This is a genomic window from Nonomuraea rhodomycinica, from assembly GCF_013363995.1.
In the GTDB taxonomy this organism is placed as follows: Bacteria; Actinomycetota; Actinomycetes; order Streptosporangiales; family Streptosporangiaceae; genus Nonomuraea; species Nonomuraea rhodomycinica.
Genome location: NZ_JABWGO010000013.1, coordinates 247993 through 270338, shown reverse-complemented (window position 1 = coordinate 270338; position 22346 = coordinate 247993). Strand labels below are relative to the sequence as shown.

At 73.6% G+C, this 22346-nt stretch carries 27 protein-coding genes; 11 read left to right on the top strand and 16 right to left on the bottom strand.

The genetic code is table 11. The features are described from left to right. The first annotated feature begins 111 nt into the window (after positions 1-111). From HT134_RS38475 to HT134_RS38460, 4 genes are all read left to right on the top strand, one after another. Positions 112-1314 carry a hypothetical protein gene (locus HT134_RS38475; protein ID WP_175605404.1) on the top strand — a complete coding sequence of 401 codons (1203 nt, stop codon included), beginning with the start codon at positions 112-114 and terminating at the stop codon, positions 1312-1314. Next, positions 1311-2621, top strand: a complete 1311-nt coding sequence (locus tag HT134_RS38470) for a DUF8832 domain-containing protein (RefSeq protein WP_175605403.1) — start codon at positions 1311-1313, stop codon at positions 2619-2621. The genes HT134_RS38475 and HT134_RS38470 overlap by 4 nt, the downstream gene beginning before the upstream one ends. Before the next feature lie 59 nt (positions 2622-2680). Beyond that, positions 2681-3073 carry a hypothetical protein gene (locus HT134_RS38465; protein WP_175605402.1) on the top strand — a complete coding sequence of 131 codons (393 nt, stop codon included), beginning with the start codon at positions 2681-2683 and terminating at the stop codon, positions 3071-3073. A gap of 306 nt (positions 3074-3379) precedes the next feature. After that, positions 3380-3775, top strand: a complete 396-nt coding sequence (locus HT134_RS38460) for an SCO4402 family protein (protein WP_175605401.1) — start codon at positions 3380-3382, stop codon at positions 3773-3775. Positions 3776-3864: 89 nt separating this feature from the next. Here the strand turns inward: HT134_RS38460 and HT134_RS38455 are convergent, their stop codons facing one another. From HT134_RS38455 to HT134_RS38440, 5 genes are all read right to left on the bottom strand, one after another. Then, positions 3865-4221: an antibiotic biosynthesis monooxygenase family protein gene (locus HT134_RS38455; protein WP_175605400.1), complete on the bottom strand. Its 357-nt coding sequence runs from the start codon at positions 4219-4221 to the stop codon at positions 3865-3867. A gap of 46 nt (positions 4222-4267) precedes the next feature. Continuing rightward, a complete protein-coding gene (locus tag HT134_RS44975; protein ID WP_217708831.1) occupies positions 4268-4600 on the bottom strand; it encodes a hypothetical protein in 333 nt (110 codons plus the stop codon). Between the two features lie 23 nt (positions 4601-4623). After that, positions 4624-4929 carry a hypothetical protein gene (locus tag HT134_RS44970; protein WP_217708830.1) on the bottom strand — a complete coding sequence of 102 codons (306 nt, stop codon included), beginning with the start codon at positions 4927-4929 and terminating at the stop codon, positions 4624-4626. A gap of 50 nt (positions 4930-4979) precedes the next feature. After that, positions 4980-5501, bottom strand: a complete 522-nt coding sequence (locus HT134_RS38445) for an NUDIX domain-containing protein (RefSeq protein WP_175605399.1) — start codon at positions 5499-5501, stop codon at positions 4980-4982. An 85-nt stretch (positions 5502-5586) separates the two neighbouring features. After that, positions 5587-6552, bottom strand: coding sequence for an ArsR/SmtB family transcription factor (locus tag HT134_RS38440; RefSeq protein ID WP_175605398.1), 966 nt, complete (start codon positions 6550-6552; stop codon positions 5587-5589). 71 nt (positions 6553-6623) lie between these two features. On the opposite strand from HT134_RS38440, the gene HT134_RS38435 reads away from it, so the two are divergent. Beyond that, positions 6624-7460 carry an alpha/beta fold hydrolase gene (locus HT134_RS38435; RefSeq protein WP_175605397.1) on the top strand — a complete coding sequence of 279 codons (837 nt, stop codon included), beginning with the start codon at positions 6624-6626 and terminating at the stop codon, positions 7458-7460. A gap of 19 nt (positions 7461-7479) precedes the next feature. Here the strand turns inward: HT134_RS38435 and HT134_RS38430 are convergent, their stop codons facing one another. From HT134_RS38430 to HT134_RS38420, 3 genes are read right to left on the bottom strand one after another with little or no spacing between them, the layout of a single operon-like run. Further along, a complete protein-coding gene (locus HT134_RS38430) occupies positions 7480-8139 on the bottom strand; it encodes a maleylpyruvate isomerase N-terminal domain-containing protein (RefSeq protein ID WP_175605396.1) in 660 nt (219 codons plus the stop codon). 30 nt (positions 8140-8169) lie between these two features. Next, positions 8170-8484, bottom strand: coding sequence for a DMT family transporter (locus HT134_RS38425; RefSeq protein WP_175605395.1), 315 nt, complete (start codon positions 8482-8484; stop codon positions 8170-8172). Continuing rightward, the gene (locus tag HT134_RS38420) at positions 8481-9188 is read right to left on the bottom strand and encodes an FMN-dependent NADH-azoreductase (protein WP_175605394.1); all 708 of its coding nucleotides are present in this window, start codon (positions 9186-9188) and stop codon (positions 8481-8483) included. Before HT134_RS38420 ends, HT134_RS38425 begins: the two co-directional genes overlap by 4 nt. Positions 9189-9266: 78 nt before the next feature. On the opposite strand from HT134_RS38420, the gene HT134_RS38415 reads away from it, so the two are divergent. Then, positions 9267-9812 carry a TetR/AcrR family transcriptional regulator gene (locus HT134_RS38415; protein ID WP_175605393.1) on the top strand — a complete coding sequence of 182 codons (546 nt, stop codon included), beginning with the start codon at positions 9267-9269 and terminating at the stop codon, positions 9810-9812. Positions 9813-9860: 48 nt separating this feature from the next. On the opposite strand, the gene HT134_RS38410 is transcribed toward HT134_RS38415, so the two are convergent. Both HT134_RS38410 and sigJ read right to left on the bottom strand, forming a co-directional pair. After that, a complete protein-coding gene (locus tag HT134_RS38410) occupies positions 9861-10349 on the bottom strand; it encodes a carboxymuconolactone decarboxylase family protein (RefSeq protein ID WP_175605392.1) in 489 nt (162 codons plus the stop codon). A 96-nt stretch (positions 10350-10445) separates the two neighbouring features. Then, entirely contained in the window at positions 10446-11381 is a 936-nt protein-coding gene (gene sigJ / locus HT134_RS38405) for an RNA polymerase sigma factor SigJ (RefSeq protein ID WP_175605391.1), read from the bottom strand. Between the two features lie 99 nt (positions 11382-11480). On the opposite strand from sigJ, the gene HT134_RS38400 reads away from it, so the two are divergent. Then, a complete protein-coding gene (locus HT134_RS38400; protein WP_312888748.1) occupies positions 11481-11942 on the top strand; it encodes a hypothetical protein in 462 nt (153 codons plus the stop codon). Positions 11943-11958: 16 nt separating this feature from the next. Here the strand turns inward: HT134_RS38400 and HT134_RS38395 are convergent, their stop codons facing one another. Then, positions 11959-12738, bottom strand: coding sequence for an SDR family NAD(P)-dependent oxidoreductase (locus HT134_RS38395; protein ID WP_175605390.1), 780 nt, complete (start codon positions 12736-12738; stop codon positions 11959-11961). A 169-nt stretch (positions 12739-12907) separates the two neighbouring features. Here HT134_RS38395 and HT134_RS38390 point away from each other — a divergent pair, with 169 nt between their 5' ends. After that, positions 12908-14482, top strand: coding sequence for a wax ester/triacylglycerol synthase family O-acyltransferase (locus tag HT134_RS38390; protein ID WP_175605389.1), 1575 nt, complete (start codon positions 12908-12910; stop codon positions 14480-14482). A gap of 24 nt (positions 14483-14506) precedes the next feature. Here HT134_RS38390 and HT134_RS38385 read toward each other — a convergent pair whose 3' ends face one another. Then, positions 14507-15511: a LacI family DNA-binding transcriptional regulator gene (locus HT134_RS38385; protein WP_175605388.1), complete on the bottom strand. Its 1005-nt coding sequence runs from the start codon at positions 15509-15511 to the stop codon at positions 14507-14509. 78 nt (positions 15512-15589) lie between these two features. On the opposite strand from HT134_RS38385, the gene HT134_RS38380 reads away from it, so the two are divergent. After that, positions 15590-16630, top strand: a complete 1041-nt coding sequence (locus tag HT134_RS38380) for a nucleoside hydrolase (RefSeq protein WP_175605387.1) — start codon at positions 15590-15592, stop codon at positions 16628-16630. Continuing rightward, complete coding sequence (gene add / locus HT134_RS38375; RefSeq protein ID WP_175605386.1) at positions 16627-17598, top strand: adenosine deaminase; 972 nt, start codon at positions 16627-16629, stop codon at positions 17596-17598. The genes HT134_RS38380 and add overlap by 4 nt, the downstream gene beginning before the upstream one ends. A gap of 28 nt (positions 17599-17626) precedes the next feature. Here add and HT134_RS38370 read toward each other — a convergent pair whose 3' ends face one another. The 3 genes from HT134_RS38370 to HT134_RS38360 are packed head-to-tail and all read right to left on the bottom strand — an operon-like array spanning position 17627 to position 19818. After that, positions 17627-18562 (bottom strand): ribose-phosphate diphosphokinase, encoded by a 936-nt coding sequence (locus HT134_RS38370; RefSeq protein ID WP_175605385.1) that lies wholly within the window; start codon positions 18560-18562, stop codon positions 17627-17629. A 58-nt stretch (positions 18563-18620) separates the two neighbouring features. Continuing rightward, entirely contained in the window at positions 18621-19124 is a 504-nt protein-coding gene (locus HT134_RS38365) for a GNAT family N-acetyltransferase (protein WP_175605384.1), read from the bottom strand. Positions 19125-19176: 52 nt separating this feature from the next. After that, positions 19177-19818: an HAD family hydrolase gene (locus tag HT134_RS38360; RefSeq protein ID WP_312888746.1), complete on the bottom strand. Its 642-nt coding sequence runs from the start codon at positions 19816-19818 to the stop codon at positions 19177-19179. Between the two features lie 137 nt (positions 19819-19955). Between HT134_RS38360 and HT134_RS38355 the strand changes: the two genes are divergently transcribed. After that, positions 19956-21755: an alkyl/aryl-sulfatase gene (locus tag HT134_RS38355; RefSeq protein WP_175605383.1), complete on the top strand. Its 1800-nt coding sequence runs from the start codon at positions 19956-19958 to the stop codon at positions 21753-21755. Between the two features lie 57 nt (positions 21756-21812). Here HT134_RS38355 and HT134_RS38350 read toward each other — a convergent pair whose 3' ends face one another. Next, complete coding sequence (locus HT134_RS38350) at positions 21813-22208, bottom strand: hypothetical protein (protein WP_175605382.1); 396 nt, start codon at positions 22206-22208, stop codon at positions 21813-21815. Between the last annotated feature and the right edge of the window lie 138 nt (positions 22209-22346).

Below are 22346 nucleotides of genomic sequence, written 5' to 3'. Positions count from 1 at the left end.
GCGTTGACTGTCTTATTGACGGCAGGACGACCCGTGGACAAGTCCCCCCTTTGGGGCGTTCGCCGGGAGAGCGCCCGGCCCGTCGCCGTCCGAACAAGGAGATCCGCTCTGATGGAAGGGAAGCAGGAGATGGCCGTTGCCCCCGCCGGCGTCCGGCGATTATTGGTGGACACCGGGGAACCCCGCGCGTGGGTGTCCCTCAGGACCGACCAGGTGATGGCGCTGCTCGGCATCTGGTTCGGGGTCGGACTGATGATCGACGCCTGGGCGCACACCAACCTGGCCGGGCTGGAGACCTTCTTCACTCCCTGGCACGCGGTGTTCTACTCCGGCTTCGCCGTGGTGTCCGGCTGGATCATCTGGCAGGTGTGGCGCAACGTGCGCGCCGGGCGGCAAGGGCTGGCGGCCGTCCCCAACGGTTACCTCGCCGGGCTGGTGGCGATTCCCGCCTTCGCCGCCTTCGGGTTCGCCGACATGCTGTGGCACACCATCCTCGGCATCGAGACCACCATCAACATCCTTTTCAGCCCGTCACACCTCGGCCTCATCGTGACGATGATGCTCATCATCACGACACCGGTGCGCTCGGCGTGGAACGCCCCCGACGTCGGCGCGCGCCCCACGCTCGGCCGCCTGCTGCCCGCGCTGGTCGGGCTCGCGTTCGCCACCACGCTGGTGTCGCTGTTCCTGTCGTACGGCGACGCCCTGCAGTACCGCCCCGAGTCCATCGTCCAGGCGTTCTCCATGCTGGACGACTCGGGCGCCGGCCCGCGGCCGGTGGGCCCGGGCGCCTCCCGGGTGGCCGTCGCGATGGTCGTCACCAACGTCGTCATGCTCAGCCCGGTGCTGCTCCTCGTGCGCCGCTGGCTGTTGCCGTTCGGCTCGGTGACCGTCATGTACACGATCATGGTGCTCATGCCGGGCGCCCAGACGCAGTTCCGGAACCTGCCGATCCTGCTGTCGTTCGTGGCCGCCGGGTTGGTGAGCGACCTGCTGATCCGCCGGCTGCGGCCGTCGGGTGAGCGGCGCGCCGCCTACTGGGCCTTCGCCGGGCTGTCGGCCTTCGCCACCTGGGCGCTGTACATCGGGGTCGCCTCGGCCACAGGGGGCGGCCTGCCCGCCGTGCCCGAGCTGTGGACCGGCGCGCCGGTCATCGCCGGGCTGATCGGGCTGGCGCTCGGCGCCCTGCTCCTGCCCAACGCGGTCACCGCCCAGCCGGTCCGGCCGAGCGCGGCCGACGCCGAGCGGGTCGGGCCCGGCGTGGCCGACGCCCAGCCGGTCCGGCCGAGCGCGGCCGACGCCGAGCGGGCATGATCCGAGTCCTGTGCCTGGCCGCCGCCCTCGTGCTGGCGCTGGCCGCCCCCGCCGCGGCGCACAACGTCACGGCGGGGGCGGACCTGCGGGTCGCCCAGACGATCGCCGGCGCCGAGGTCACAGTGGTGATCAAGGGGACGACCCGGGTGCCGGGGCCGCTGCGGATCGGCGTCGTCGCCTACCAGCCGGTGTCCGGCCCGCGCTTCGCCCTCGAAGTCCGTTCCGTCGAGGACGGCCGCACGGTGACCGGCACCGCCCAGGCGACGGCGGACCCGCAGTACACACAGCTCCAGGTGGAACGGACCGGGCCCCACGAGCTGAGACTGAGCGCCGGGAACGAGAGCGCCGTCATCCCGTTCCGCGTCCTCGTCGAACGCGGATCGGCGGGCGAGCTCCTCATCTACGGCGGCCTGTTCGTGGCCGCGATCCTGCTGGTGGGCGGCCTGCTCACCGGGGCGACGGCCCGCCCGGGACGGACGATGGCGCTGGTCGCGGGCGCCGCGGCCGGAGTGACGGTCGCCGCCATGGTCATCGTCTTCGAATCGCAGGTGCCGGCGCCCGCACCCGCCGGCGCGGCACCCACTCCCACGACATCGACCGCGGCGGGGCGGCCGTACGCGCAGGCCCGAGTGCGGACGATCCCGGCCCGGCCGAAGACGGGAGAGGAGTTCACCCTGCGAGTCGATCTCCTCGACGGCTCCACCGGGCGGCCCGTGGACGACCTCACCGCGCACCACGAGGCGCTCGCGCACGTGGTCGTCACCAGCGAGGACGGACGCTACTTCCGCCACGTCCACCCTCTGCGCACGGCACCCGGCCGCCTGGAGGTCAGGCTGAGCGCCGACCACCCCGGCCGCTACCTGGCGCACACCGAGTTCGAACGGGAGGACTCCGGCGGGCAGCTCGTCGCCGCGGACTTCAACGTCGAAGGGACCGCCAGAGCACCGGAGCAGGCCGACCCGATCGCGGAGCCCGGCAGCGCCGGCGTACCCGCGCGGACCGGTACGACCGCCACGCCGCGCCTGCAACCCGCCGTGCCCGTCGCGGGCCGCCCCACGATGATCGAGCTGGACACCCCCGCCGGCGTGCGGCCCTGGCTCGGCATGACCGGCCACCTGCTCATACGCAGTCAGCACGGCGACTTCTTCGGCCACGTGCACGAGATGGGCTCCCCGGGATCCCGGGTGCGCTTCACCTTCAGCTTCCCCGAACCGGGCCGCTACCTCGCCTGGATCCAGTACGCCACCGCCGACCGCATCGAGACCGTACCTCTCACCGTGAACGTGACCGCGTCGGAGGCGCAGTGACGAAACCGGAGGCCCAGTGATGAAACGGGAGGCCCAGTGACGAAACCGGAGGCCCAGTGATGAAGAGGTGGCACGCGGTGGCCGCGACCGCGCTCGTGGCCGCGGCGGCGGCGCTGTACGTCGTGACCAGGAGCACGACCGCCGAACCCGTCAACCTGACCACCACGGGCTCCCGCTACGCCGCCACCGTCCTCATCGCGGACCCGGCTCCCGGCCGGGTCACCGTGGAGGTCACGGTGAGCAAGGGCGACGCCGACACCGTGGCCCTGTCGGCGGTCATGGCCGACATGGGACACTCCACTCCCGAGCTCTCCGCCACCAAGCGTGCGCCCGGCCGCTTCGTGGCCGTGGGCGAGCTGTTCCCGATGAGCGGCGTCTGGGACCTGTCGATCCGGATCGACGGCCCCGCGGGCGAGGAGCAACTCGCCACCAAAACCCTGATCCCCGATTAGCCCGTCACTCCTTCGGATCTGAGGGGCTGAGACCGGGTGGGCTCGAAAGCGCGGTCCTCACTCAGTGGCACGCGCTTCGCGCGGGGGGTTCGGGCTGTGACAGTGGGGGAGCCGAGCTCCCCCACACCCCCTTGCCGGGGGCTTCCCAGCCCCCGGACCCCCGGCCTGGGCCCTCCACGCCGCGCTACGGGCGGCAGGAGGGCAGCTCAGGACCTTGACGAGGCGGCGGAGGGAGCTGAAAGGCATGCCCGCCACCTCGTATCCCACAACGACGTGACGTCAACAGGCCCGAGTAGCTTGGCCCCCGTGGAGGAAGACCACCCGGGCGAAGAGCCGGCGCAGCGGCCCGAGCGCCGCGAGGACGTGCTGGAGGCGCTACGAGCTTTGGGTGACCGCGAATACCAGGACCAGCACTGGAGATCCGGGAAGGGATGGCCGGATCTCACCGCCGCCGTTCACTGGCTCATCGACGACACCTTCATCGATATGAACGGCGCACGATCGCTGATCCCCCGCCTTTTCCTCGATGAACGAGAAGCCGACCTCGTGCAGATGGTCGTCGACGCCCTCCTACGCGTACTCGACGCTCTCGGCCCCACCGCTCCAGACGACGCATATCTCGACCATCCTGAGTGGATCAACGTCCTGAACTCGGCCGGCGCGGCCTACCTGGCGCTGTCCTCCGAACAGCCAAGCTCGTGACGAAAGCTCGTGACGAAAGTTCGCGCAACGGGGCCGCCCTCGGTGAGGTAGCGGGCGATGCCGGCGACGGCGGCCCGGCGGATGACTGACTACGTTCGCGTGAACCCGTGGCTCCGCTCCACTTTCGCCACATGCAACGTGTAGCTCTGGTACCACTCGGCCTGCCCGCGCTTCTGCGCCGCGCGGTGCTCGGCGTTGTCCCGCCACGCCGTGAGGGCGTCGCCGTCGCGGAAGTACCCGACGGTGATGCCCAGCCCACCAGGAGTCTGCGCGTGGTCCATCCCCAGGAACCCTGGGACGTCCTTCACCAGGTCTTCCAGGCGGGCGTTGGTCTCGCTGTAGCCGCTCTGCTCCTCGGTTCGCACCGTCGTGAAGACAGCCACGTAGTACGGGGGGTCAAAGGCCTCGACGGGTGCGACAGGCGCTTCAGAGTGGATGTTGCTCATCGTGTCACCGTAAGGCGGGAAGCGCCCGACGATCCAGCGACCCCACTCATCCGATGTCAGGCCGGCGCCTCCTCCCTTCCGGCGTGAACGTGAACGTGTCGGTGAACGCGCCTCTCCCGGAGCGCACGGCCAGGAGAAGGGGCTCCCTGTGGATCGGCGGCCAGCTCTTCCCGCTCTCCTCGGAGCTTCCGTTCCACAGGTGGAAGCAGATGATCGGTTCCGTCGTCTCCTCGGTCGCGTACGCGAGTGTCCTGCCGTAGAAGGGGTTGTCGCCGCCGAAGAGGACAGAAGGCGGGCCGAACTCCTCCAGGACCTCGGTGTACGTGCGGTCCTGGGTGAGCCAGGAGCTGAGGTTGCGCCGCAGGGCGGCGTATTCCACGGCCGTGAGTGTTCTGTCGATGCTCAGCCAGCCGCGATCACGCGCGACTCCGCGTAGAGGGAGGCGACCCCGTGGTCGCATGAATCGGCTAACACGGTGCGGAACGCTCCTGTCACGCCACATGCGTCGAACGCTCCTCGGGACCGCAGTGTCCGCAGTTCCGCCGCCCAGACCTCTTCCTGGCCTTCCGCGTAGGTCAAGTGGTCGAGCAGGACGCGTAGGACGATCTCCCCGCCGTACGCGCTGGAGCGGCGAAGTGCCGCGTTGAGCCGGGCCCGGAGGTGGGCGCGGATCTCCGCTGAGGAACGCGGCTCGAAGGACGATGCCATGGTGATCATTCTGGTCCGCCGCATGAGGCGTGGGCCGGCATGGGGCTCGGTCAGGGCGTGGAGACGTAGAGGAGGGCGGCGATGCTGGTGCCGCCGACGATGCGTCCCTCGCCGATCAGCCGGCGCACGTCCGAGAGCGGTACCCAGGCGACGCGTTCGGCCTCGGTCGTGTCCGTCGGCGGGCCGATGTGGGTGGCCTCGTCGGCGCGGAAGATGTGGTGGACCGAGTCCGAGATGCCGTTGCTGGGCTGGATGTCGAGCAGGGGGCGCAGCGGGCCGGGGCGCCAGCCGGTCTCCTCCTCGACCTCCCGGGCCGCCGCCTCGGGTGGCTCCTCGCCGCTCTCGATCCGGCCGATGGGGATCTCCCACGCCCACGTGTCGGTGATGAAGCGGTGCCGCCAGATCAGCAGGACGCGCCGCCGGTCGTCGAGCACGACGGCGCCGGCTCCGGGCGGCATGCGCATGAGCCGATGGTCCAGGTGCCTGCCGTCGGGCAGTTCCACGTCCGCCACGCGTATGTCGAGCCAGTGGTCCGAGTAGAGCGGTTGTTCGGAGTGGATCTGCCAGCGCATCGCGGTTCGCTCCCGGCGTGGACGGCTGATCTCGGCACCACCACGTTACAAGCCCGGGCCGGGCGGCGCCCCCGGCCCAGGAACGTCATGGGGCGGTGATGCCCAGCAGGTGGTCCGCTCGTTCCGTGCGCAGGTGGAGCGCCGTCCGGCCGGTACGGTGCGTCGACACCAGCCCCGCCCCGCGCAGCGCGCCCAGGTGCTGCGAGACCGCGCTCGGGGTGATGCCCAGGCGGGCGGCCAGGGCGGCGGTCGTCCGGGGTTCGGCCAGGGCGGCGAGCAGCGCCGTCCTGGTGCGGCCCAGCACCGGGGCCAGGCCCGGCAGCGCCGGCGGGGGCGGCTCCCACAGCAGGCCGACGCCCACCGCCGGATAGCGGATCGACGCGGCGGCGACGGGGGACTTGTCGACGCCCACGTTCGGCCAGTTGAAGACGCTGGGCAGCAGCACCAGGCCGTGCCCGCCGGTGTCCACGGTGTGGACGGCGTGCGGGGTGCGCCGGCCGTGCACCACCAGGTGGCCGCCGTCCCAGGCGATGTCCCGGTGCAGCTCGGCGAACAGCGCCTGCACTCCGCCGTCCACGAGGGTGAGCGCCCGCTTGGCGACGTCGGCGTCCAGCACCGCGCGCATCCGGCCCCACTGCGGAGCGATCAGCAGCTCGTGGCACCGGCGGAGCGCGCCCGCCAGCCGAGGCAGCACCGCCGCCGGGTCGGGAACCTCGTCGGCCGGTACGCCCACGACCGCTCCGTACTCGCGCCGGAAGAACGACTCCTCGGTGGCGCGCAGCAGCTCCAGCTCGGTCGCCGTCGACGGCAGCCGCTCCTGCGGCACCGGGAACAGGAAGGACGGCATGGCCTCGGCGATCAGTGCCCGCAGCAGCGGCAGCTCGCGCTCATCCGCGATCAGCGGACGCGCCCCGCGCACCCAGGGCCGGTGCATCGCGTGCCCGCCCGTGCTCAGCAGGATCCGCAGCGCCAGCACCGTCTCCCCCAGCGGGGAGACGGCGAATCGCACCCTGGCGACCGACGCCGCGGTGAACCTGATCTCGACGGCCATCCGCGCCACCCATCATGTAGCTGTGGCTGAACGATAGCCTTGGCCGCCGCCACCCTCTCAGACTGCCGGGCATGGAGTTCTTCACCTCGTACGACGGCGTCAAGCTGGCCTACCGGGTGGCGGGGGACGGCGCGCCGGTGGTCTGCCTGCCCGGCGGGCCGACGGCCTCCGCCTACCTCGGCGACCTCGGCGGCCTGTCCGCGCACCTGCAGCTGATCACACTGGACCTGCGGGGCACCGGGCGGTCCGCGACACCTCAGGACCTCACGTCCTGTCGCTGCGACCGGCTCGTCGCCGACGTCGAGGCCCTGCGCGCGCACCTCGGCCTCGACCGGATGGACCTGCTCGCCCACTGCGCCGGCGCGAACGTGGCCGTGCGGTACGCGGCCCGCCACCCGCGCCGTGTCGGCAGGCTGGCGCTGATCACGCCGAGCGTCCGAGCCGTCGGCATCCCGATCACCGGCGACCTCCGGCGCGAGACGGCTCTCCTGCGCCGGGACGAGCCGTGGTTCCCGGAGGCGTTCGCGGCGCTCGAGGCGATCGTGGCGGGCGCCGTCACGAGCGACAGCTGGCGGGCCATCGCGCCGTTCTCCTACGGCCGGTGGGACGAGGCGGCGCGGGCCCACCACGCGGCCGATACGGAGCAGCGGGTCCCGGAGGTCATGGCCGCCTTCGGCGCCCCGGGCGCCTTCGACCCGGACGCCACGCGCGCCGAGCTCGCCCGCTTCACGCGGCCCGTCCTGCTGGTCGCGGGAGAGGTCGATCCGGGAGCGCCTCCTGCCGCCATGGCGGAGTTCGCCGGGCTGTTCCCGGACGCCGAACTCGTGGTCCAGGTCCGAGCCGGACACTTCCCGTGGCTCGACGACGCCGACCGGTTCGTGTCCGTCGTCGCGCGGTTCCTGGGGTAGGCGTTCCCGCCGAACGCTGCTAGAACGCGCTGATCGTGGCGGGGGCGCGTTCGGTGCGGCTGAGGGTGCGGATGACCGCCGTCGCCCCGTGCCGGTGGACGGCGAGCCGGGCCAGCAGGTCCACCACCGGCTCCACGACCCGCGCGGGCAGGGGCGGGGTCTCCACGCCCACGCTCGCCGCCAGGTCGTCGGAGTGGACGACCAGCTCCATCATGCGGGTCATGAGGAAGTCGTCCAGCAGCAGCGACCAGCCCGAGGGCAGGTCGAGGACGCGGTCGGCCGGCGCGGCGGGCAGGGTGGCGCGCTGGCGCTCCAGCAGCTCGGCGGTGGTGGAGGCCAGTGCGGCCGGGCCCGCGGCGGCGGACTCCTCGCCGGCGCGCCGGATGCCGACGTTGATCTCGTGGTCGACGCCGGCCTCGACCCAGGGGGACCTGGCGTAGTGCTCCAGGAGACCGATCGGCTCGGCGCCCGGCGTGGGGTCGGCGGCCAGCAGCCGGTCCACCCGTACGAGCTGGTGGCCGAGGTGCCCGGCCAGGCCCGCGACGCTGAACTCGGTGAGCGCGCTCGGCTTGTCCCAGGCGGCGGCGACGGCGGGATGGCCCAGCAGGGCGACCGCGGACTCCGCGGCCGTCAGATACGACGCCCTGACTTCCTGGTAGGACTCTCCGACTTCCCCCATGAGGACCCGGCCCCTTCCGTCTATGTCCGTCTATGTCGTGATCCGGGCCAAGACTATCCCTCCCACGATCAGGCTCAAGGCCGCCATCCGTCCCACCGAGACGGGGTCGCCGCCGAACACGATCCCCAGGGTGATCGCGCCCACCGCGCCGATGCCGGTGAAGACGGCGTACGCGGTGCCGACCGGGAGCGTGTTCATGGCCTGCGACAGCAGCCATACGGCGGCGGCCATGAGGACCAGGGAGATCAGGGTGGGGATGGGGCGGGTGAAGTTCTGCGTCGGCTTGATGCTCTGCGACCAGGCCACCTCCACCAGCCCGGCCAGGAGCAGGGTCAGCCAGCTCATGGCCGGACCTCCGACCCGACGGACGACGACTCGACGGACGACGACCCGGGGGACGACGCCCCGGGGGACGACGCCCCGAGGGACGACGCCGTCTCCAGGGCGGCGGTCAGCGACTCCTCGTGCCGGTCGCGCAGGTGCGCGAGCGCCGGGTCGAGCCGCGTGTTGACCAGCTCGGCGTGGACGAACGTCACGTCCTCCACCGCGAAGTGGCCCTTGAAGAAGTCGCGCAGGTAGCGCTCCTCGTAGTCGTACGGCTCGCGCGGGGTGCCGGGGCCGTACGCGCCGCCCCGGGCGCCGGTCACCACGAACGACCGGCCCTTGAGCGACATCTTCGGGAACGTGATCTGGTCGATCCACGCCTTCAGCGACGACGGGATCGAGAAGTTGTACATCGGCGTGCCGATGAGCACCACGTCGGCCGCCACGACCTCGTCGAGCAGCGGCTTGAGGATCGCCCACGCCTCCCGCTGGGCGGGGGTGCGGACGGCCTCCTCGTAGCGGGCGATCTCCGTGATCCCGTTCTCCAGGACGTAATCGCACAGCTCGGTCCACGCCTCGCGGATGTGCGGGACGGGGTCGGCGGCCAGGTCGCGGTAGACGTACCCGGCGCCGGGGTGCGCGGCGCGCCAGGCGTCCGCGTACGCCCTCGACAGTCTGCGGGAGAAGGAGGTACGGCGGGCACTGGCGTCGAGGTGGAGCAGCATGTCATCTCTCCGATCAGTAAGCGGACACGTTGTCCATTTAAGCATATCCGGACGATGTGTCCACATACACTGGTGCGCATGGAGAGAGCCGACGCCGCGCGCAACCGCGCCCGGATCCTGGAGGCGGCGGCCGCGCTGTTCGCAGCCCGGCCACCGCACGAGGTGACGATGGACGACATCGCCAAGGCCGCCGGGGTGGGCAGGGGCACGCTGTACCGCCGCTATCCCGACCGCGCGTCCATCGCGGTCGCGCTGCTCGACGAGCACGAGCGCGAGCTGCAGGAGCGCCTGCTGCGCGGCGACCCGCCCCTCGGCCCCGGCGCGCCGCCCGCCGAGCGGCTCGCCGCGTTCTACGCCGCCATGGTGCGGCTGCTGGAGGACCACGCCCACCTGGTGCTGGGCAGCGAGGTCGGGCGCACGCGGTTCGAGACCGGCGCGTACGGCTTCTGGCGGGCGCACGTCCGGTCGCTGCTGGTGGCCGCCGGCACGCCGAGCCCGGACGCGCTCGTCGACACGCTGCTCGCGCCGCTCGCCCCCGAGGTGTACGTCTACCAGCGCTCCGACCGGGGCCTCGGCATGGACGAGATCATCGAGGCGTTGACCAGGCTCACCCGCGTCCTGTGAGCGGGGGTGAGGCGCGGACGCACGGCCTCACCCCGGGCCCGGAGGGCGTTACCTGCTGTAGTTCTTCCCGAGCGGCCTGCCGGGGATCGGCTTGGCGATGAGCGCGACGGGGACGAAGAAGCAGATCTGGCTGATCGCCAGGGTCAGCGTCCAGAGCCCCTTCTCGTCGTAGTGGGCGCAGGCCCTGGCGTACAGCTCGTCGGGGACGCGTTCCCCGGCCGGGTTCGCGGTCAGGACGGCCTCGACCAGCTCCAGCGCCACCCGTTCGGCGTCGGTGAAGTACGGGGCGTCCCGCCACGACGCCACGGCGGTGATGCGTTCCTCCGTCTCCCCGGCGCCGCGCAGCAGGCCGGTCTGCCGCACCGTGTGGTACGTGCTGCCGACGACCTGCCCGGCCCGCAGCTGCACCAGGCCGACGGTGGTGCGCGGGATCGCACCGTTGTGGGTGGCCTTGGTCATGGCCGCGGCGATCGTCGCCACCTCGGGGAAGAACTGGCTGGGGTCGGGCAGACGCGACTGAAGGTTCTCCGTGGACATCGAGCGGTGGTCCTCTCTCGGTTTCGGCGGTGCGCCGGACGCTGTGTCAGGGGTCCGACGACCCGGCCGCCCGGAATGTGAGGCGACGCCCCCGTCTCACTGCCGCGGGTCCACCGTCCAGGGCCGGAGCTTCTCCGGGTTGCGTACGGCCCAGATGCGGGTGATCCGGTCGCCCGCGACCTCGAACGCCATCACCGCGTCGATGACGCCGTCCCGCTGCGCCACCAGACCGGGCTGGCCGTTGACCGTCCGCTCCAGGATCGTCAGGCCGGAGGCCATGCCGGCGATGGTCATGGCGTAGCGGGCGATCTGCTCGGGCCCCTCGATCGGGCGCAGCAGGGCGTTGACGAGGCCGCCGCCGTCGGCGATGACCGTGGCCCCGGGGTCGAGCAGGCCGATGAGGGCGTCGATGTCCTTGGCCTCCCATGCCTGCTTGAAGTCCCTGACGACGCCGGCCCGCCGGGCGGCGGGCGTCGCCGGGGTCCGCGCGTCGCGGATGCGGCGGCGGGCCGAGGAGGCGAGCTGGCGGCAGGCCGCCGGGCTGCGGCCGACGATCTCGGCCACCTCGGCGAAGGGGTAGCGGAAGACGTCGTGCAGGACGAACGCCACCCGCTCGGCCGGGGTCATCGACTCCAGCACGACGAGGAACGCCATGTTGACCGACTCGTCCAGCGTGACCCGGTCGGCCGGGTCCCCGCCGGGCCGCCCGCCGGCCCACTCCGTACGGTCGGGCAGCGGCTCGGGGATCCACTCGCCCACGTAGCGCTCCCGCCGGGCCCGCGCCGAGCCGAGCACGTCGAGGCAGATGCGGCCGGCCACCGTCGTCAGCCAGGCGCCGGGGGAGGCGATGGCCCGCTGCTGTTCCGGGGACATGGCGTACCAGCGGGCGTAGGTCTCCTGCACGACGTCCTCGGCGTCGGCCAGCGTGCCGAGGAGCCGGTAGGCGAGGTTGATCAGATGGCGCCGCTCGCTCATGATCGCGCTCAGGGTCGGATCGGGCCGGACGGCTCCTGGCTCGGACGGTGTGGTCATGGTGATGTCGGCTCCCTCGATGCGGCTGCCCTCACCGGAACGACGAGACGACGCACCGAACTGTGAGGTCGGCCACGTCGCCTCACATTCCCGGCGGTCGTGTCGTCGGAGTGCGAGACGCCGATCCAGGCGCGGGCGTACGGCCTCGTCGCCGAGGTCTTCACCCTCCCCCTCCCGTCCAAGGAGTCACTCGTGTTCTTGCGTGTCGCGGTCATCCTGCAAACCCTGGCCCTCTTCGCCGCGCCGATCACCGCCGGCCTGCTGCTGTCCACGCCCGGCGGGCGCACCCTGCACAGCGCCTCGGCGTACACCGTGTTCGCCGTGACGCTGGTGCACCTGATCGTCGCGATCCTGATGTGGCGGCCGGGCGGCGGCTCGCCCAGGCCCATCCTGTACGCGGCCGGGATGTTCGTGCTCACGCTGGCGCAGGTGGCGCTGGGCATCGCCCAGGTGAAGACGGTGCACGTCCCGCTGGGCGTGCTGCTGTTCGGCATGAGCCTCCTCCAGCTCAGCCGGGTCCCGGCCGCCCGCCGCGCCGGCGAGGTGTCCCACGCGCGCTGACCCACCTCCGAGCCGTTCAGAGGGCGTGGCCGCCGGCCACCTGGAGCACCTGGCCGGTGATCCACCGGGCCTGACGCGAGGCCAGGAACACCACCGCGTCGGCGACGTCGTCCGGCTCACCCGCCCGCCCCAGCGGCACGACCGACCGGACGTGCTCCTCCATGGCGGCGTCCATCCAGCCGGTCTGCACCGGCCCCGGCGCCACCGCGTTGACCCTGATGCCGGCGGCGGCCAGGTCGAGCGCCGCCGCCCGGGTCAGCGCCTCCAGCGCGGCCTTCGACGTGCCGTACCCGATCTGCCCGGGGAAGGCGCGGGCCGCGTCGGTGGAGACGTTGACCACGGCGGCCGGGCGGCCGGGCGGCCGGCGGCGCGCCAGCTCGGCGACGAGCAGGGCGGGCGCGATCGCGTTCACCTGGTAGGCGCGCCCCAGCCCGGCGGCCGTCACGCTCGCGAACGTGTCGGGGCTCTCGCAGTGGGCGGCGTTGTTCACGAGGACGTCCACGGGCCCGAGCCCGCTCTCCACCTGGTCGAACAGCCGTCCGGCGGCGTCCGGCTCCATGAGGTCGGCACGCACGGCGATGGCGCCGCCGCCCAGCTCGGCCGCCAGCGCCTCGGCCTCGTCGGGGGACGGGGTGACGTGCTCCCAGGTGACGCCCGGGGGCGGGACGGCGCCCGCGAACCCGTGGACGGCCACCCGCGCGCCCTCCCGGGCGAAGGCGCGGGCCACGGCCGCCCCGATGCCGCGTCCGGCCCCGGTGACCAGCACGACCTGACCGGAGAGTCCCGTGTCGAGCATCCCGCCAGCATGCCAGGGGCCCCGGCGGGAGGGAGCGCCGGGGGCCGGGAGCCGGGACGTTCGGCCCTGCCGCGACGGCGACCCGGCCTCCATCGTGGGACTCACGCAGGACGCCCGCCATGGCGGGGGCGGGCGGCGAAGGCGGAGGTGGAGGGTGAGGTGGCAGGTCGTGGACGGAGCGGTGCGTCGCAGCCCGTCGAACGCGGACGGGACGGGATGTCGCAGGCTGTCGGCGGTGGACCTGGCGATGCTGCGCCTGGAGCGGCCGTCGGCGCCGCAGCACGTCGCCGGACTGTGCGTGGTGGAGGCGGGCCCGCTGCTGGACGAGCGCGGTGACCTGGCGCTCGGCGCGATCCGGGAGCGGCTGGAGCGGCGGCTGGTCCGGGTGCCGGAGTTACGGCAGGTGCTGCGGGACGCGCCGCCGCTGTGCGGGCCGCCGCTGTGGGTGGACGATCCCGGCTTCGCGATCGCCCACCACGTACGGACGGCGCGGGTCGCGGCGCCGGGGGACGAGGCGGCCCTGCTGGAGACGGCGGAACGGCTGCTCCGCGACCCGCTGGACCGGTCGCGCCCGTTGTGGGACCTGCGGCTGCTGACCGGCCTCACGAGCGCCCCCGCCGACCCCGCCGAACCTGCGGAACCTGCGGGACCTGCAGAACCTGCCGACCCTGCGGAACCTGCCGAACCTGCCGAGCCCGCTGACCCCGCCGCGCCTGCGGGGCCCGCCGCGCCTGCGGGGCCCGCCGTCACCCGCGTCGGGCTGCTGTTCCGGGTGCACCACGCGCTCGTGGACGGCCTGGCCGCGGTGGCGCTGGCCGCCGCCTTCCTCGACGCCGACCCCCAGGAGCCCGATCCGCCGGCTTCGGCCTGGCGTCCGGCGCCGCCGCCCTCCGCCCTGGAGCTGTTCCTGGGCAACGCCCGCCACCGCCTGTCGCGGACCGCGGCCGTCCTGGCCGATCCGGCCGGCTCCCTCCGGACACTCCACGGCACGGTCTCGGCCGCGGCGGGCGTCCTGTCGGCCCTGAACGTCGCCCCTCGCACCTCGCTCAACGCATCCACCGGCGGACAGGGCCGCCTGCTGCGTGTCGTGCGGCTCGGGCTGGACGAGGCCCGGCGGGTGGCGCACGCCCACGGGGCCACGGTCAACGACGTGGTTCTCGCGACCGTCATGGGCGGGGTGCGCGACCTGCTGCTCGGCCGCGGCGAGCCCGTGGACGGCCTGGAGCTGAGCGTCGTGGTCCCGGCGACGATCCGGGACCCCGGACGGTCGCGCGACCTCGGCAACGTGGTCGGCGCCCTGTACTGCCGCCTGCCGGTCGGGGAGCCGGATCCGGTGCGACGGCTCACCCTCGTGGCCGCCGCGACCCGTGCGGCCAAGGCCGCGCAGCCCCTGTCGCGGGAGGTGTCCACGGTGATGTACGGGCTGCTGGGCGGCCTGTCGGCGCTCGGCCTGGACCTGGAGGGCCGGCAGCGGTCCATGAACTTCCAGGTCTCGAACGTCCCCGGCCCGGAGCGGCCCCTCTACCTGCTCGGCGCCCAGGTGCTGGACGCCGTGCCGGTCACCGGGATCACCGGCAACCTGACGCTCACGGTGGCGGCGCTGTCGTACCGGGGGCGGCTCGGCCTGACGGTGCTCGCCGACCGGCGCGCCTGCCCGGACGTGGACGTCCTGGCCGAGGGCATGCGCCGCGCCTGGGCGAAGACCCGGGCGAGCGCGCCGGCGGCGGGCGGCACACGCGGATGAGCGGTCATCGCGTGGCGGGGACGGTCAGTCCTGATCGCCGTCGCAGCCGCAGCTACGCCTGATCACCAGGGGTGCGTGCGCGGCCGGCGCGCCGGGGTCCCGGCCGGACAGCAGCTCGACCGCCTGCTCCGCCATGGCCTCCAGCGGTTGCCGGGTGACCGTCAGGGCCGGGGCGGTGTGGGCGCTCTCCGGGGTGCCGTCGAGGCTGATCACGGCGAGCCGGCCGGGGACGGCGACCCCGCTCGCCCACGCCCCTGACAGGACCCCGATGGCCTGCTCGTCGGTGGCGGTGATGAGGGCGCGTGGCAGGGCGTCGCCGGCGGCGAGGCGGCGGGTCAGGGAGTGGGCGGCGGCGCGCGAGTAGTCGCACCGCAGGAGCGCGGCCCAGGGGTCGTCGGCGACGGCCGCCCGCCACGCCGTCCGGCGATCCGCCACGGGCCCCGCGTCGTGCGGGCCGCCCAGGAAGGCGATGTGCCGGTGCCCGTGCCCGCGCAGGTGGGCGACGGCCTCCCGTACGGCGTCGTGGTTGTCGGCCCCGACGACCCGGGCGCGCCCGTCGGACGGGCCGTGGTGGACGTACACGGCGGGCACCCCCGCGGCCTGCGCCAGGTCCGTCACGTCGTCGCCGCCCTCGGCGGAGACGATCACCAGCCCGTCGACCTGGGCGGCGAGGAAGCGGTCGACGAGGTCGCGCTGGCGGTCCGCCGAGTAGCCGGCGTTGCCGATCAGCGTGAGCCGCTCGCGCCTCTCCAGCGCCTGCTCGACGTGCCGCGCCAGGGCGGCGAAGTACGGGTTGGAGGCGTCGGCCAGCACCAGCCCGACGACGCCCGTGGTGCGGGAGCGCAGCGCCCGGGCGATGCGGTTGGGACGGTAACCGAGCTCGGCCGCCGCGGCGAGGACGCGCTCGCGGGTCGCGGCGGCGACGGGACGGGGCCCGTCGTTGATGACGTAGCTCACCACGGCCGTGGAGGTCCCGGCCCTGCGGGCCACGTCGGCCAACGTGATCGGCTTGTCCGCGCGTTTCGTCATGACGGTTTACATCATCGTATCTAATCGTTTAGATAGCAGGGTCTAAACGATTAGACCCTCGAAGGAGAGGAGGCAGGCATGCCGGGCATCCCGTTGATCGTCGACACCGACACGGGTTCCGACGACGCGGTGGCGCTGCTCCTGGCCGCCGCCGGCGACCTCGGCGACGTGCGCGCCGTGACCACCGTGGCGGGCAACGTGCCCGTGGCGACCGCCACCCGCAACGCGCTCGTCTCGCTGGAGACGGCCGGGCGCGGCGACGTCCCCGTCCATCCCGGGTGCGATCGCCCGCTGGTCCGTACACCGTCCACCGCACAGCATGTCCACGGCCAGGACGGGATGGGCGACATCGGGCTGCCCGACCCGGAGTGGGTCGCCGAGGAGGAGCACGCGGTCGAGGTGCTGCTGACCCGTCCGCGCCGGGAGCCCGGCGAGCTGACCCTGGTCACGCTGGGCCCCCTCACCAACGTCGCCGTCGCGCTGCTCCGCGACCGTGACCTGCTGAGCCGGTACCGGCACGTGTACTGCATGGCCGGAGCCGCGGACCTGCGCGGCAACATCTCGCCCACCGCCGAGTACAACGTCTGGGCCGACCCCGAGGCCGCCCGGGTGGTCCTGGAGGCGGCCACGCCGGACAGGGTGACCTGGATCGGTTGGGACGTCTCCCGCAAGGACGCCGTCATGACGCCCGAGGACCAGCTCAGGCTGGAGCGGCTCGGCACGCCCATGGCGACCTTCGCCCACCGCGTCAACCGGGCCGTCGCCGACTGGGCCCGCGACGTCACCGGCCTGCCCGGGTACGACCTGCCCGACCCGGTCGCCATGGCGGTGGCACTGCGCCCCGACCTGGTCGTCGAACAGGAACGCGCGCACGTGGACGTCGCCCTGGGCGAGGAGACCCGCGGCCAGCTCGTCATCGACCGCAGGCGTACCGCTCCGCCGCCCAACCTGACGCTGGTCCGGCGGGTCAGCGAGCGCGGCTTCAAGGAACTGCTCTTCGACACCTGCGCCCGTACGCCCGCCTCGTCGGTCTCGCCGGGCTCGTCGGTCCTGCCGGGCTCGTCGGTCCTGCCGGCCTCCTCGGTCCCGTCCGGCTCCGGGCCGGAGGGACCGCGATGAGCTCCCGGACCCCTTCACCCGTGCCGCGTTACGAGCTGCACTGCCATCTCGACGGCTCGGTGCGCCCCGGCACGGTCGCCGACCTGGCCGGCGGCCAGGGCATCGTCCTGCCCTTCCCCGTCGAGCGCCTGGTCACCGCGCCGCCCCGCTGCGGCAGCCTCAGCCGGTTCCTCACCTACATCGACGTGCCGCTCGCGGTGCTCCAGACGCCCGACGCCCTGCACCGGGCGGCCCGCGAGCTGGTCGAGGACTGGCACGCCGACGGCGTGGTGTACGGCGAGGCCCGCTTCGCGCCCCAGCTCCACACCCGCCGGGGCATGAGCATGGACGAGGCGGTCCGGGCGGTCTCCGGCGGGCTCGCGGCGGGGCGTCAGGCCACCGGCGTGCGCACCGGGTTGCTGCTGTGCTGCCTGCGCCACCAGACGCCCGACGAGAGCCTCGCCGTGGCCGAGACGGCGCTGCGGCACCGCGACGAGGTGGCCGGGCTCGACCTCGCCGGCGACGAGCGGCTCCACGGGGCCGAGCCGCACCGCCCCGCGTTCGACCTCGCCCACCGGGCGGGACTCCCGTGCACGGTCCACGCCGGCGAGGCCGCCGGGCCGGCCGGCGTGTGGGAGGCGCTCGACGTGCTCGGGGCGCGCCGGATCGGCCACGGCGTCCGATGCGCGAGCGACGGCGCGCTGCTGGAGCGGCTGCGGCGCGACGCCATCGCCCTGGAGATGTGCCCGACCAGCAACGTCCAGACGGGCGCGGTCCGCAGCCTGGGGGCGCACCCCGCGACCCGGCTCCTGGCCGAAGGGCTCGCGGTCACCGTCAGCACCGACACGCGCACCACCTCGGCGACCACCCTCGCGCGCGAGTTCGCGCGCCTGCGCTGGTCCGCCGGACAGGAGCGGCTGGCGCAGGCCCACGCGGCCGGCGCGGCGTTCGCGGACCCGGCCGCCCGGCCGCACGACCGGGCGCCGTGAACGACTCCGCCAGGACCCGCTCCGCGCGTCAGGTGCTGAACAGGGCGCTCACCGACTCGCCGTCATGGATGCGGCGCATGGCCTCGGCCAGGGCCGGCGCGATCGACAGGACCGTGAGCTTGCCGCTCGGCCCGGGCGGCGGGACGGTGTTGGTGCAGACGATCTCCATGACCTCGGGCAGCGCGCTCAGCCGCTCGATCGCCCCGCCGGAGAACAGACCGTGCGTGCAGGCCACGCGCACCGAGTTGACGCCGCGCTCCCGGAGCCGGTCGAGCAGCTCGATGACCGTGCTGCCCTTGGCGATCTCGTCGTCCAGGATGATCACGTCCTTGCCGGCGACGTCGCCGATGACCGAGCTGATCACCACGCGGTCGTCGCTGAAGCGCTGCTTGGCGCCCATCGCGACCCCGGTGCCGAGCAGCCGGGCGAAGGCCGCGGCCTCCTTGGCGTTGCCCAGGTCGGGGGAGACGACGACGGTGTTGGACAGGTCGTACTGCCGGAAGTGGTTCGCCAGCTCCCGCAGCGCGTGCAGGTGGTCGACGGGCACGCTGAAGAAGCCGTGGACCTGCGGCGAGTGGAGGGTCATGGCGAGCACCCTGTTGGCGCCGGCCGTCACCATGAGGTCGGCGACGAGCCGGGCCCCGATCGAGATGCGGGGGGCGTCCTTCTTGTCGCTGCGGGCGAATGCATAGTGCGGGAGGACCACGGTGGTGCGGGCGGCCGAGGCGCCGCGGGCGGCGTCGAGCATCAGCAGCAGCTCGACCAGGTGCTCCTGCACCGGCGGCACGAGCGGCTGGATGAGGAAGACGTCCCGTTCGCGGCAGTTGGCCTGGAGCTGGACCTCCAGCACGTCGTTCGCGAAGCGGTTGATCGCCACCGGGTGGAGCGGGGTCCCGAGGTGGGCGCAGATCTCCTCGGCGAGCTGCGGGTGGGCCGAGCCGCTGAAAACCGTGATGTCACGCACGATTTCCAGAGCTTATCCCCAGGGTTCGCATGGCCGTGCCCGGGGGCTCGGGTGGCTCCTACGGGCTCACGTAGTGGTGGAGCAGGGCGAACTCGCCGGCGGCGTTCAGCCAGTCGCCTCGGCTGCTGGTGACGCGCCGCCAGCCGTGGCGTTCGTAGAAGGCGATCGCGGCGCGGCCCTCGCTGGAGACCTCCAGCGTCAGGGGCGGGCCGTCGGAGGGGTACGCGGCGCGGGCGGCGGCGAGCAGGCCCGCGGCGACGCTCCGGCCGCGGGCGCGCGGGACGACGAACAGGCGGGACACGACGGCGCTGACGCTGACGCCGACGAGCCGCGTGACGTGCGGGTCCGGGCGGGTGAGGCCGACGTGGCCGAGCACGGTGCGTCCGTCGTCGTCCACGGCCACCCACGCCCGGGCGAGGTCGTCGGGCGTGAGCCAGCCGGCGGGGTCGGCGGGCCAGTCCACGGGGTAGCGGTCGGCGGCGTGGACCTCCGCCAGCGCCCGCACGCAGGCGGGGAGGTCGTCGTCGGTCCTGGGACGGACCAGGGCCGGGGAGCGCGTCATGGGCGGGAGACCTCCGCGGGACGAGGGCGGGACGGGGCCGCAGAGGGGCTGGTCACTGCTCCAGGGTCTCCGGGGTGAGTCCGTCCAGGTCGTCGATGACGAGCCAGGCCAGTTCGAGGGCGTCGGGCGCGGGCGGGTAGCGGGGGTGCGGCACCGCGACGACCCGCATCCCGGCCGCGTACGCCGAGCGCAGCCCGTTGCTGGAGTCCTCCACGGCCACGCAGGCGCGCGGATCGACGCCGAGGCGCGCGGCCGCCTCCAGGTAGCCGTCCGGCGCGGGCTTGCCCCGGGGCACCTCCTCGGTGGAGACCGTGGCGGCGAAGCAGTCGTCGAGCCCGGCGGCGTCCAGGACGACGTCGATCAGCCTGCGGGGCGAGGAGCTGGCCAGCCCGAGGGTGTGGCGCTCGGCCAGCCGCCGGACGGCCGCACGGGCGGCGGGCATGAACGGGATGGCCTCGCGGTAGCGCGCGGCCATGGCGTCCACCACCTGCCGGGCGATCTCCTCCGGCGGCAGGGGGACGCCGAGCTCGTGCAGGTACGCGGCCCACTCCTGGGTGCTCATGCCCATGAGCCGGGACTGCGTCTCCGGGCGCCAGGTGCCGCCGTGGTCGGCGACGTACGCCCGGCGCACCTCCTCCCATACCGGTTCGGAGTCGACGAGCACGCCGTCGAGGTCGAACACGCACGCTTCCACCGCGAAACCCTCCAGACGATCAGTCGGTCTCCAGCCAATCACATCGCGTCGCGGACCCCCGCCGCCGGTAGGGGTTTGTCCGTATTGCCAGACTCTATTGACCGTGTCCGTACCGGATGACGGGCATGCAGGGGAGCATGTCCAACCTTCCACCCGGTGAGCGGAGCGACCACGGCGACGCCGCACGCGGGCTCGTCGCGCGGCTCGACCCGGCGGTGATCAGGAACGCCGACAACCGAGTCGTCTGGGACGGCGGCTCCTACGCCTTCCTCCAGGAGGAGTGCCCCGGCACCGCGCATCCCGGGCTGTGGCGCGAGAGCCGGCTCTGCGCCCAGCAGGGGCTGTACGAGGTGACCGAGGGCGTCTATCAGGTGCGCGGGCTCGACCTGTCGAACATGACGCTCGTCGAGGGCGACACCGGCGTCGTGGTCGTCGACCCGCTCGGCTCGGTCGAGTGCGCGGCGGCGGCGCTCGGCCTGTACCGGGCGCACCGCGGCGACCGCCCGGTCACCGGCGTCCTCTACACGCACTCCCACGTGGACCACTTCGGCGGCGTGCGCGGCGTCACGGGCGGCGGCGTGCCCATCCTCGCGCCGGCCGGGTTCATGGAGCACGCGGTCTGCGAGCGCGTGCACGCCCGCGCCGCCGTGACGCGCCGCTCGGTCTACACCTACGGCCAGGCACTCGAACGCTCACCGCTCGGCCAGATCGGCGCGGGCCTCGGCCCGGCCGCCTCCACGGGCGCGATCTCGCTGATCCCGCCCACGGTCACCGTCACCCGTACGGGCCAGGAGGAGGTCGTGGACGGCGTGCCGATGGAGTTCCAGCTCATGGCCGGGCCGGGTGATCCCGCGCAGATGACCTTCCTGCTCCCCGGCCGCCGCGCCCTCTTCCTGGCCGAGAACCTCACCCGCGACCAGCACGACCTGCTGCCGCTGCACGGGGCGGCGGTCCGCGACCCCCGGGCCTGGGCCCGCCGCCTGACCGAGACGATCACGCTGTTCGCCGGCCGGGCCGAGGTCGCGCTCGCCTCCCACCACTGGCCCGTCTGGGGCGCGGACGACGTCGTACGGCTGCTGACCCGGCGGCGGGACCTGCACACGTACCTGCACGACCAGACCGTGCGCCTGATGAACAAGGGGCTCACCGCGTCCGAGATCGCCGAGACGCTCCCGCTGCCGCCCGAACTGGAGGAGGCGTGGCAGGCGCGCGGCTACCACGGCGCGCTCAGCCAGCAGGTCAGGGCCGTCTGCCAGCGCTACCTCGGCTGGTTCGACGGCAACCCGGCGCACCTGTGGGAGCACCCGCCGCGCGAGAGCGCCGTCCGCTACGTCAAGTGCCTGGGGGGAGGGGGCGCCGTGGTGGAGTTCGCGCGCGGCTACATCGGCCAGGGCGACCTGCGCTTCGCGGCGCAGCTCCTCAACCACGCCGTCTTCGCCGACGAGGGCAACAAGGAGGCGCGGGACCTGCTCGCCGAGGTCTACACCCGGCTCGGCCACGGGGCGGAGAACGCCACCTGGCGCAACGTCTACCTGACGGGGGCGCTGGAGCTGGCCGACGGGATCGTGCCCGCGGTGCCCGCCGCGCCGTGCCCGGACCTGGTCGCGGCGCTCCCCGTGGAACGGATCTTCGACTCGGTCGCCGTCCGGCTCCACGGGCCGCGCGCCTGGAACGAGAGCCTGTCGATCGACTGGCACCTGACCGACCTGGGGGAGCGCCACCGCACGACGCTCTCGAACGGCGCGCTCGTCCAGCAGCAGGACCCGCCGGACGGGCCGGTGGACCTCACACTGCGGCTGACCAGGCAGCAGCTCGTCGCGCTGTTCTGCGGCAAGGGGGCGGAGGGGGTCGAGCGGGAGGGCGACGTCGGGGCGCTGCGCCGCCTGGTGGCGCTCCTGGACGACGCCATGCCGGACTTCCCCGTGGTCACGCCCTGACCGTTCTCACCGGCCGGCGTGGCTCACGGGCCGGCGCGGCCCACAGGCCGGGGCGGCTCACAGGCCGGCGTGGCTGATCAGCAGCACGGCCGAGGTGCAGGTCAGCACGCTCGCGGTGAACGCCCCCGCCCACGGGGGCAGCGCCCGGGCACAGGTCAGGGCGATCGGGAGCACCAGCCAGACGAACGGCTGCGCGGCCACCGCGAGCACGGCCCACGCCAGCACGAGCGGGAGCAGCCACAGCAGCGCGAGCCGGGGCCGGGCCGGGACCAGCTCGGCCTCGAGGAGCGTCCAGGCGACGTACAGGCCGCCGAGCAGCGCGCCGCCCGCGGCGGCGGCCGTGCCGCCGTCACGGGCGGTCGCGATCAGGGCGGACACCAGCAGCAGCCCGAACGCGCCGTGGGACATCCACCGGAGCGCGCCCGGCCGCACCATGAACAGGAATCGACTCATACGATCACCCACGGTAACCGTCGCGAGCCCGTCAGGCACCCACCGGCCCCCGCGAGTCCCGCGTCGTCTCGGTGTCGAGTCTCCGCCGACGAGCGTCCGCTGTGAGCCAGATCACCGTTGAGGTTGACCTCGGGTCAG

Excerpts from the sequence above, each read along its gene's own strand:
- HT134_RS38475 (WP_175605404.1), top strand. The coding sequence starts at position 112 with ATGGAAGGGAAGCAGGAGATGGCCGTTGCCCCCGCCGGCGTCCGGCGA.
- HT134_RS38470 (WP_175605403.1), top strand. The coding sequence starts at position 1,311 with ATGATCCGAGTCCTGTGCCTGGCCGCCGCCCTCGTGCTGGCGCTGGCC.
- HT134_RS38465 (WP_175605402.1), top strand. The coding sequence starts at position 2,681 with ATGAAGAGGTGGCACGCGGTGGCCGCGACCGCGCTCGTGGCCGCGGCG.
- HT134_RS38455 (WP_175605400.1), bottom strand. The coding sequence starts at position 4,221 with ATGAGCAACATCCACTCTGAAGCGCCTGTCGCACCCGTCGAGGCCTTT.
- HT134_RS44970 (WP_217708830.1), bottom strand. The coding sequence starts at position 4,929 with ATGGCATCGTCCTTCGAGCCGCGTTCCTCAGCGGAGATCCGCGCCCAC.
- HT134_RS38445 (WP_175605399.1), bottom strand. The coding sequence starts at position 5,501 with ATGCGCTGGCAGATCCACTCCGAACAACCGCTCTACTCGGACCACTGG.
- HT134_RS38440 (WP_175605398.1), bottom strand. The coding sequence starts at position 6,552 with ATGGCCGTCGAGATCAGGTTCACCGCGGCGTCGGTCGCCAGGGTGCGA.
- HT134_RS38435 (WP_175605397.1), top strand. The coding sequence starts at position 6,624 with ATGGAGTTCTTCACCTCGTACGACGGCGTCAAGCTGGCCTACCGGGTG.
- HT134_RS38430 (WP_175605396.1), bottom strand. The coding sequence starts at position 8,139 with ATGGGGGAAGTCGGAGAGTCCTACCAGGAAGTCAGGGCGTCGTATCTG.
- HT134_RS38425 (WP_175605395.1), bottom strand. The coding sequence starts at position 8,484 with ATGAGCTGGCTGACCCTGCTCCTGGCCGGGCTGGTGGAGGTGGCCTGG.
- HT134_RS38420 (WP_175605394.1), bottom strand. The coding sequence starts at position 9,188 with ATGCTGCTCCACCTCGACGCCAGTGCCCGCCGTACCTCCTTCTCCCGC.
- HT134_RS38415 (WP_175605393.1), top strand. The coding sequence starts at position 9,267 with ATGGAGAGAGCCGACGCCGCGCGCAACCGCGCCCGGATCCTGGAGGCG.
- HT134_RS38410 (WP_175605392.1), bottom strand. The coding sequence starts at position 10,349 with ATGTCCACGGAGAACCTTCAGTCGCGTCTGCCCGACCCCAGCCAGTTC.
- sigJ (WP_175605391.1), bottom strand. The coding sequence starts at position 11,381 with ATGACCACACCGTCCGAGCCAGGAGCCGTCCGGCCCGATCCGACCCTG.
- HT134_RS38395 (WP_175605390.1), bottom strand. The coding sequence starts at position 12,738 with ATGCTCGACACGGGACTCTCCGGTCAGGTCGTGCTGGTCACCGGGGCC.
- HT134_RS38385 (WP_175605388.1), bottom strand. The coding sequence starts at position 15,511 with ATGACGAAACGCGCGGACAAGCCGATCACGTTGGCCGACGTGGCCCGC.
- HT134_RS38380 (WP_175605387.1), top strand. The coding sequence starts at position 15,590 with ATGCCGGGCATCCCGTTGATCGTCGACACCGACACGGGTTCCGACGAC.
- add (WP_175605386.1), top strand. The coding sequence starts at position 16,627 with ATGAGCTCCCGGACCCCTTCACCCGTGCCGCGTTACGAGCTGCACTGC.
- HT134_RS38365 (WP_175605384.1), bottom strand. The coding sequence starts at position 19,124 with ATGACGCGCTCCCCGGCCCTGGTCCGTCCCAGGACCGACGACGACCTC.
- HT134_RS38355 (WP_175605383.1), top strand. The coding sequence starts at position 19,956 with ATGTCCAACCTTCCACCCGGTGAGCGGAGCGACCACGGCGACGCCGCA.
- HT134_RS38350 (WP_175605382.1), bottom strand. The coding sequence starts at position 22,208 with ATGAGTCGATTCCTGTTCATGGTGCGGCCGGGCGCGCTCCGGTGGATG.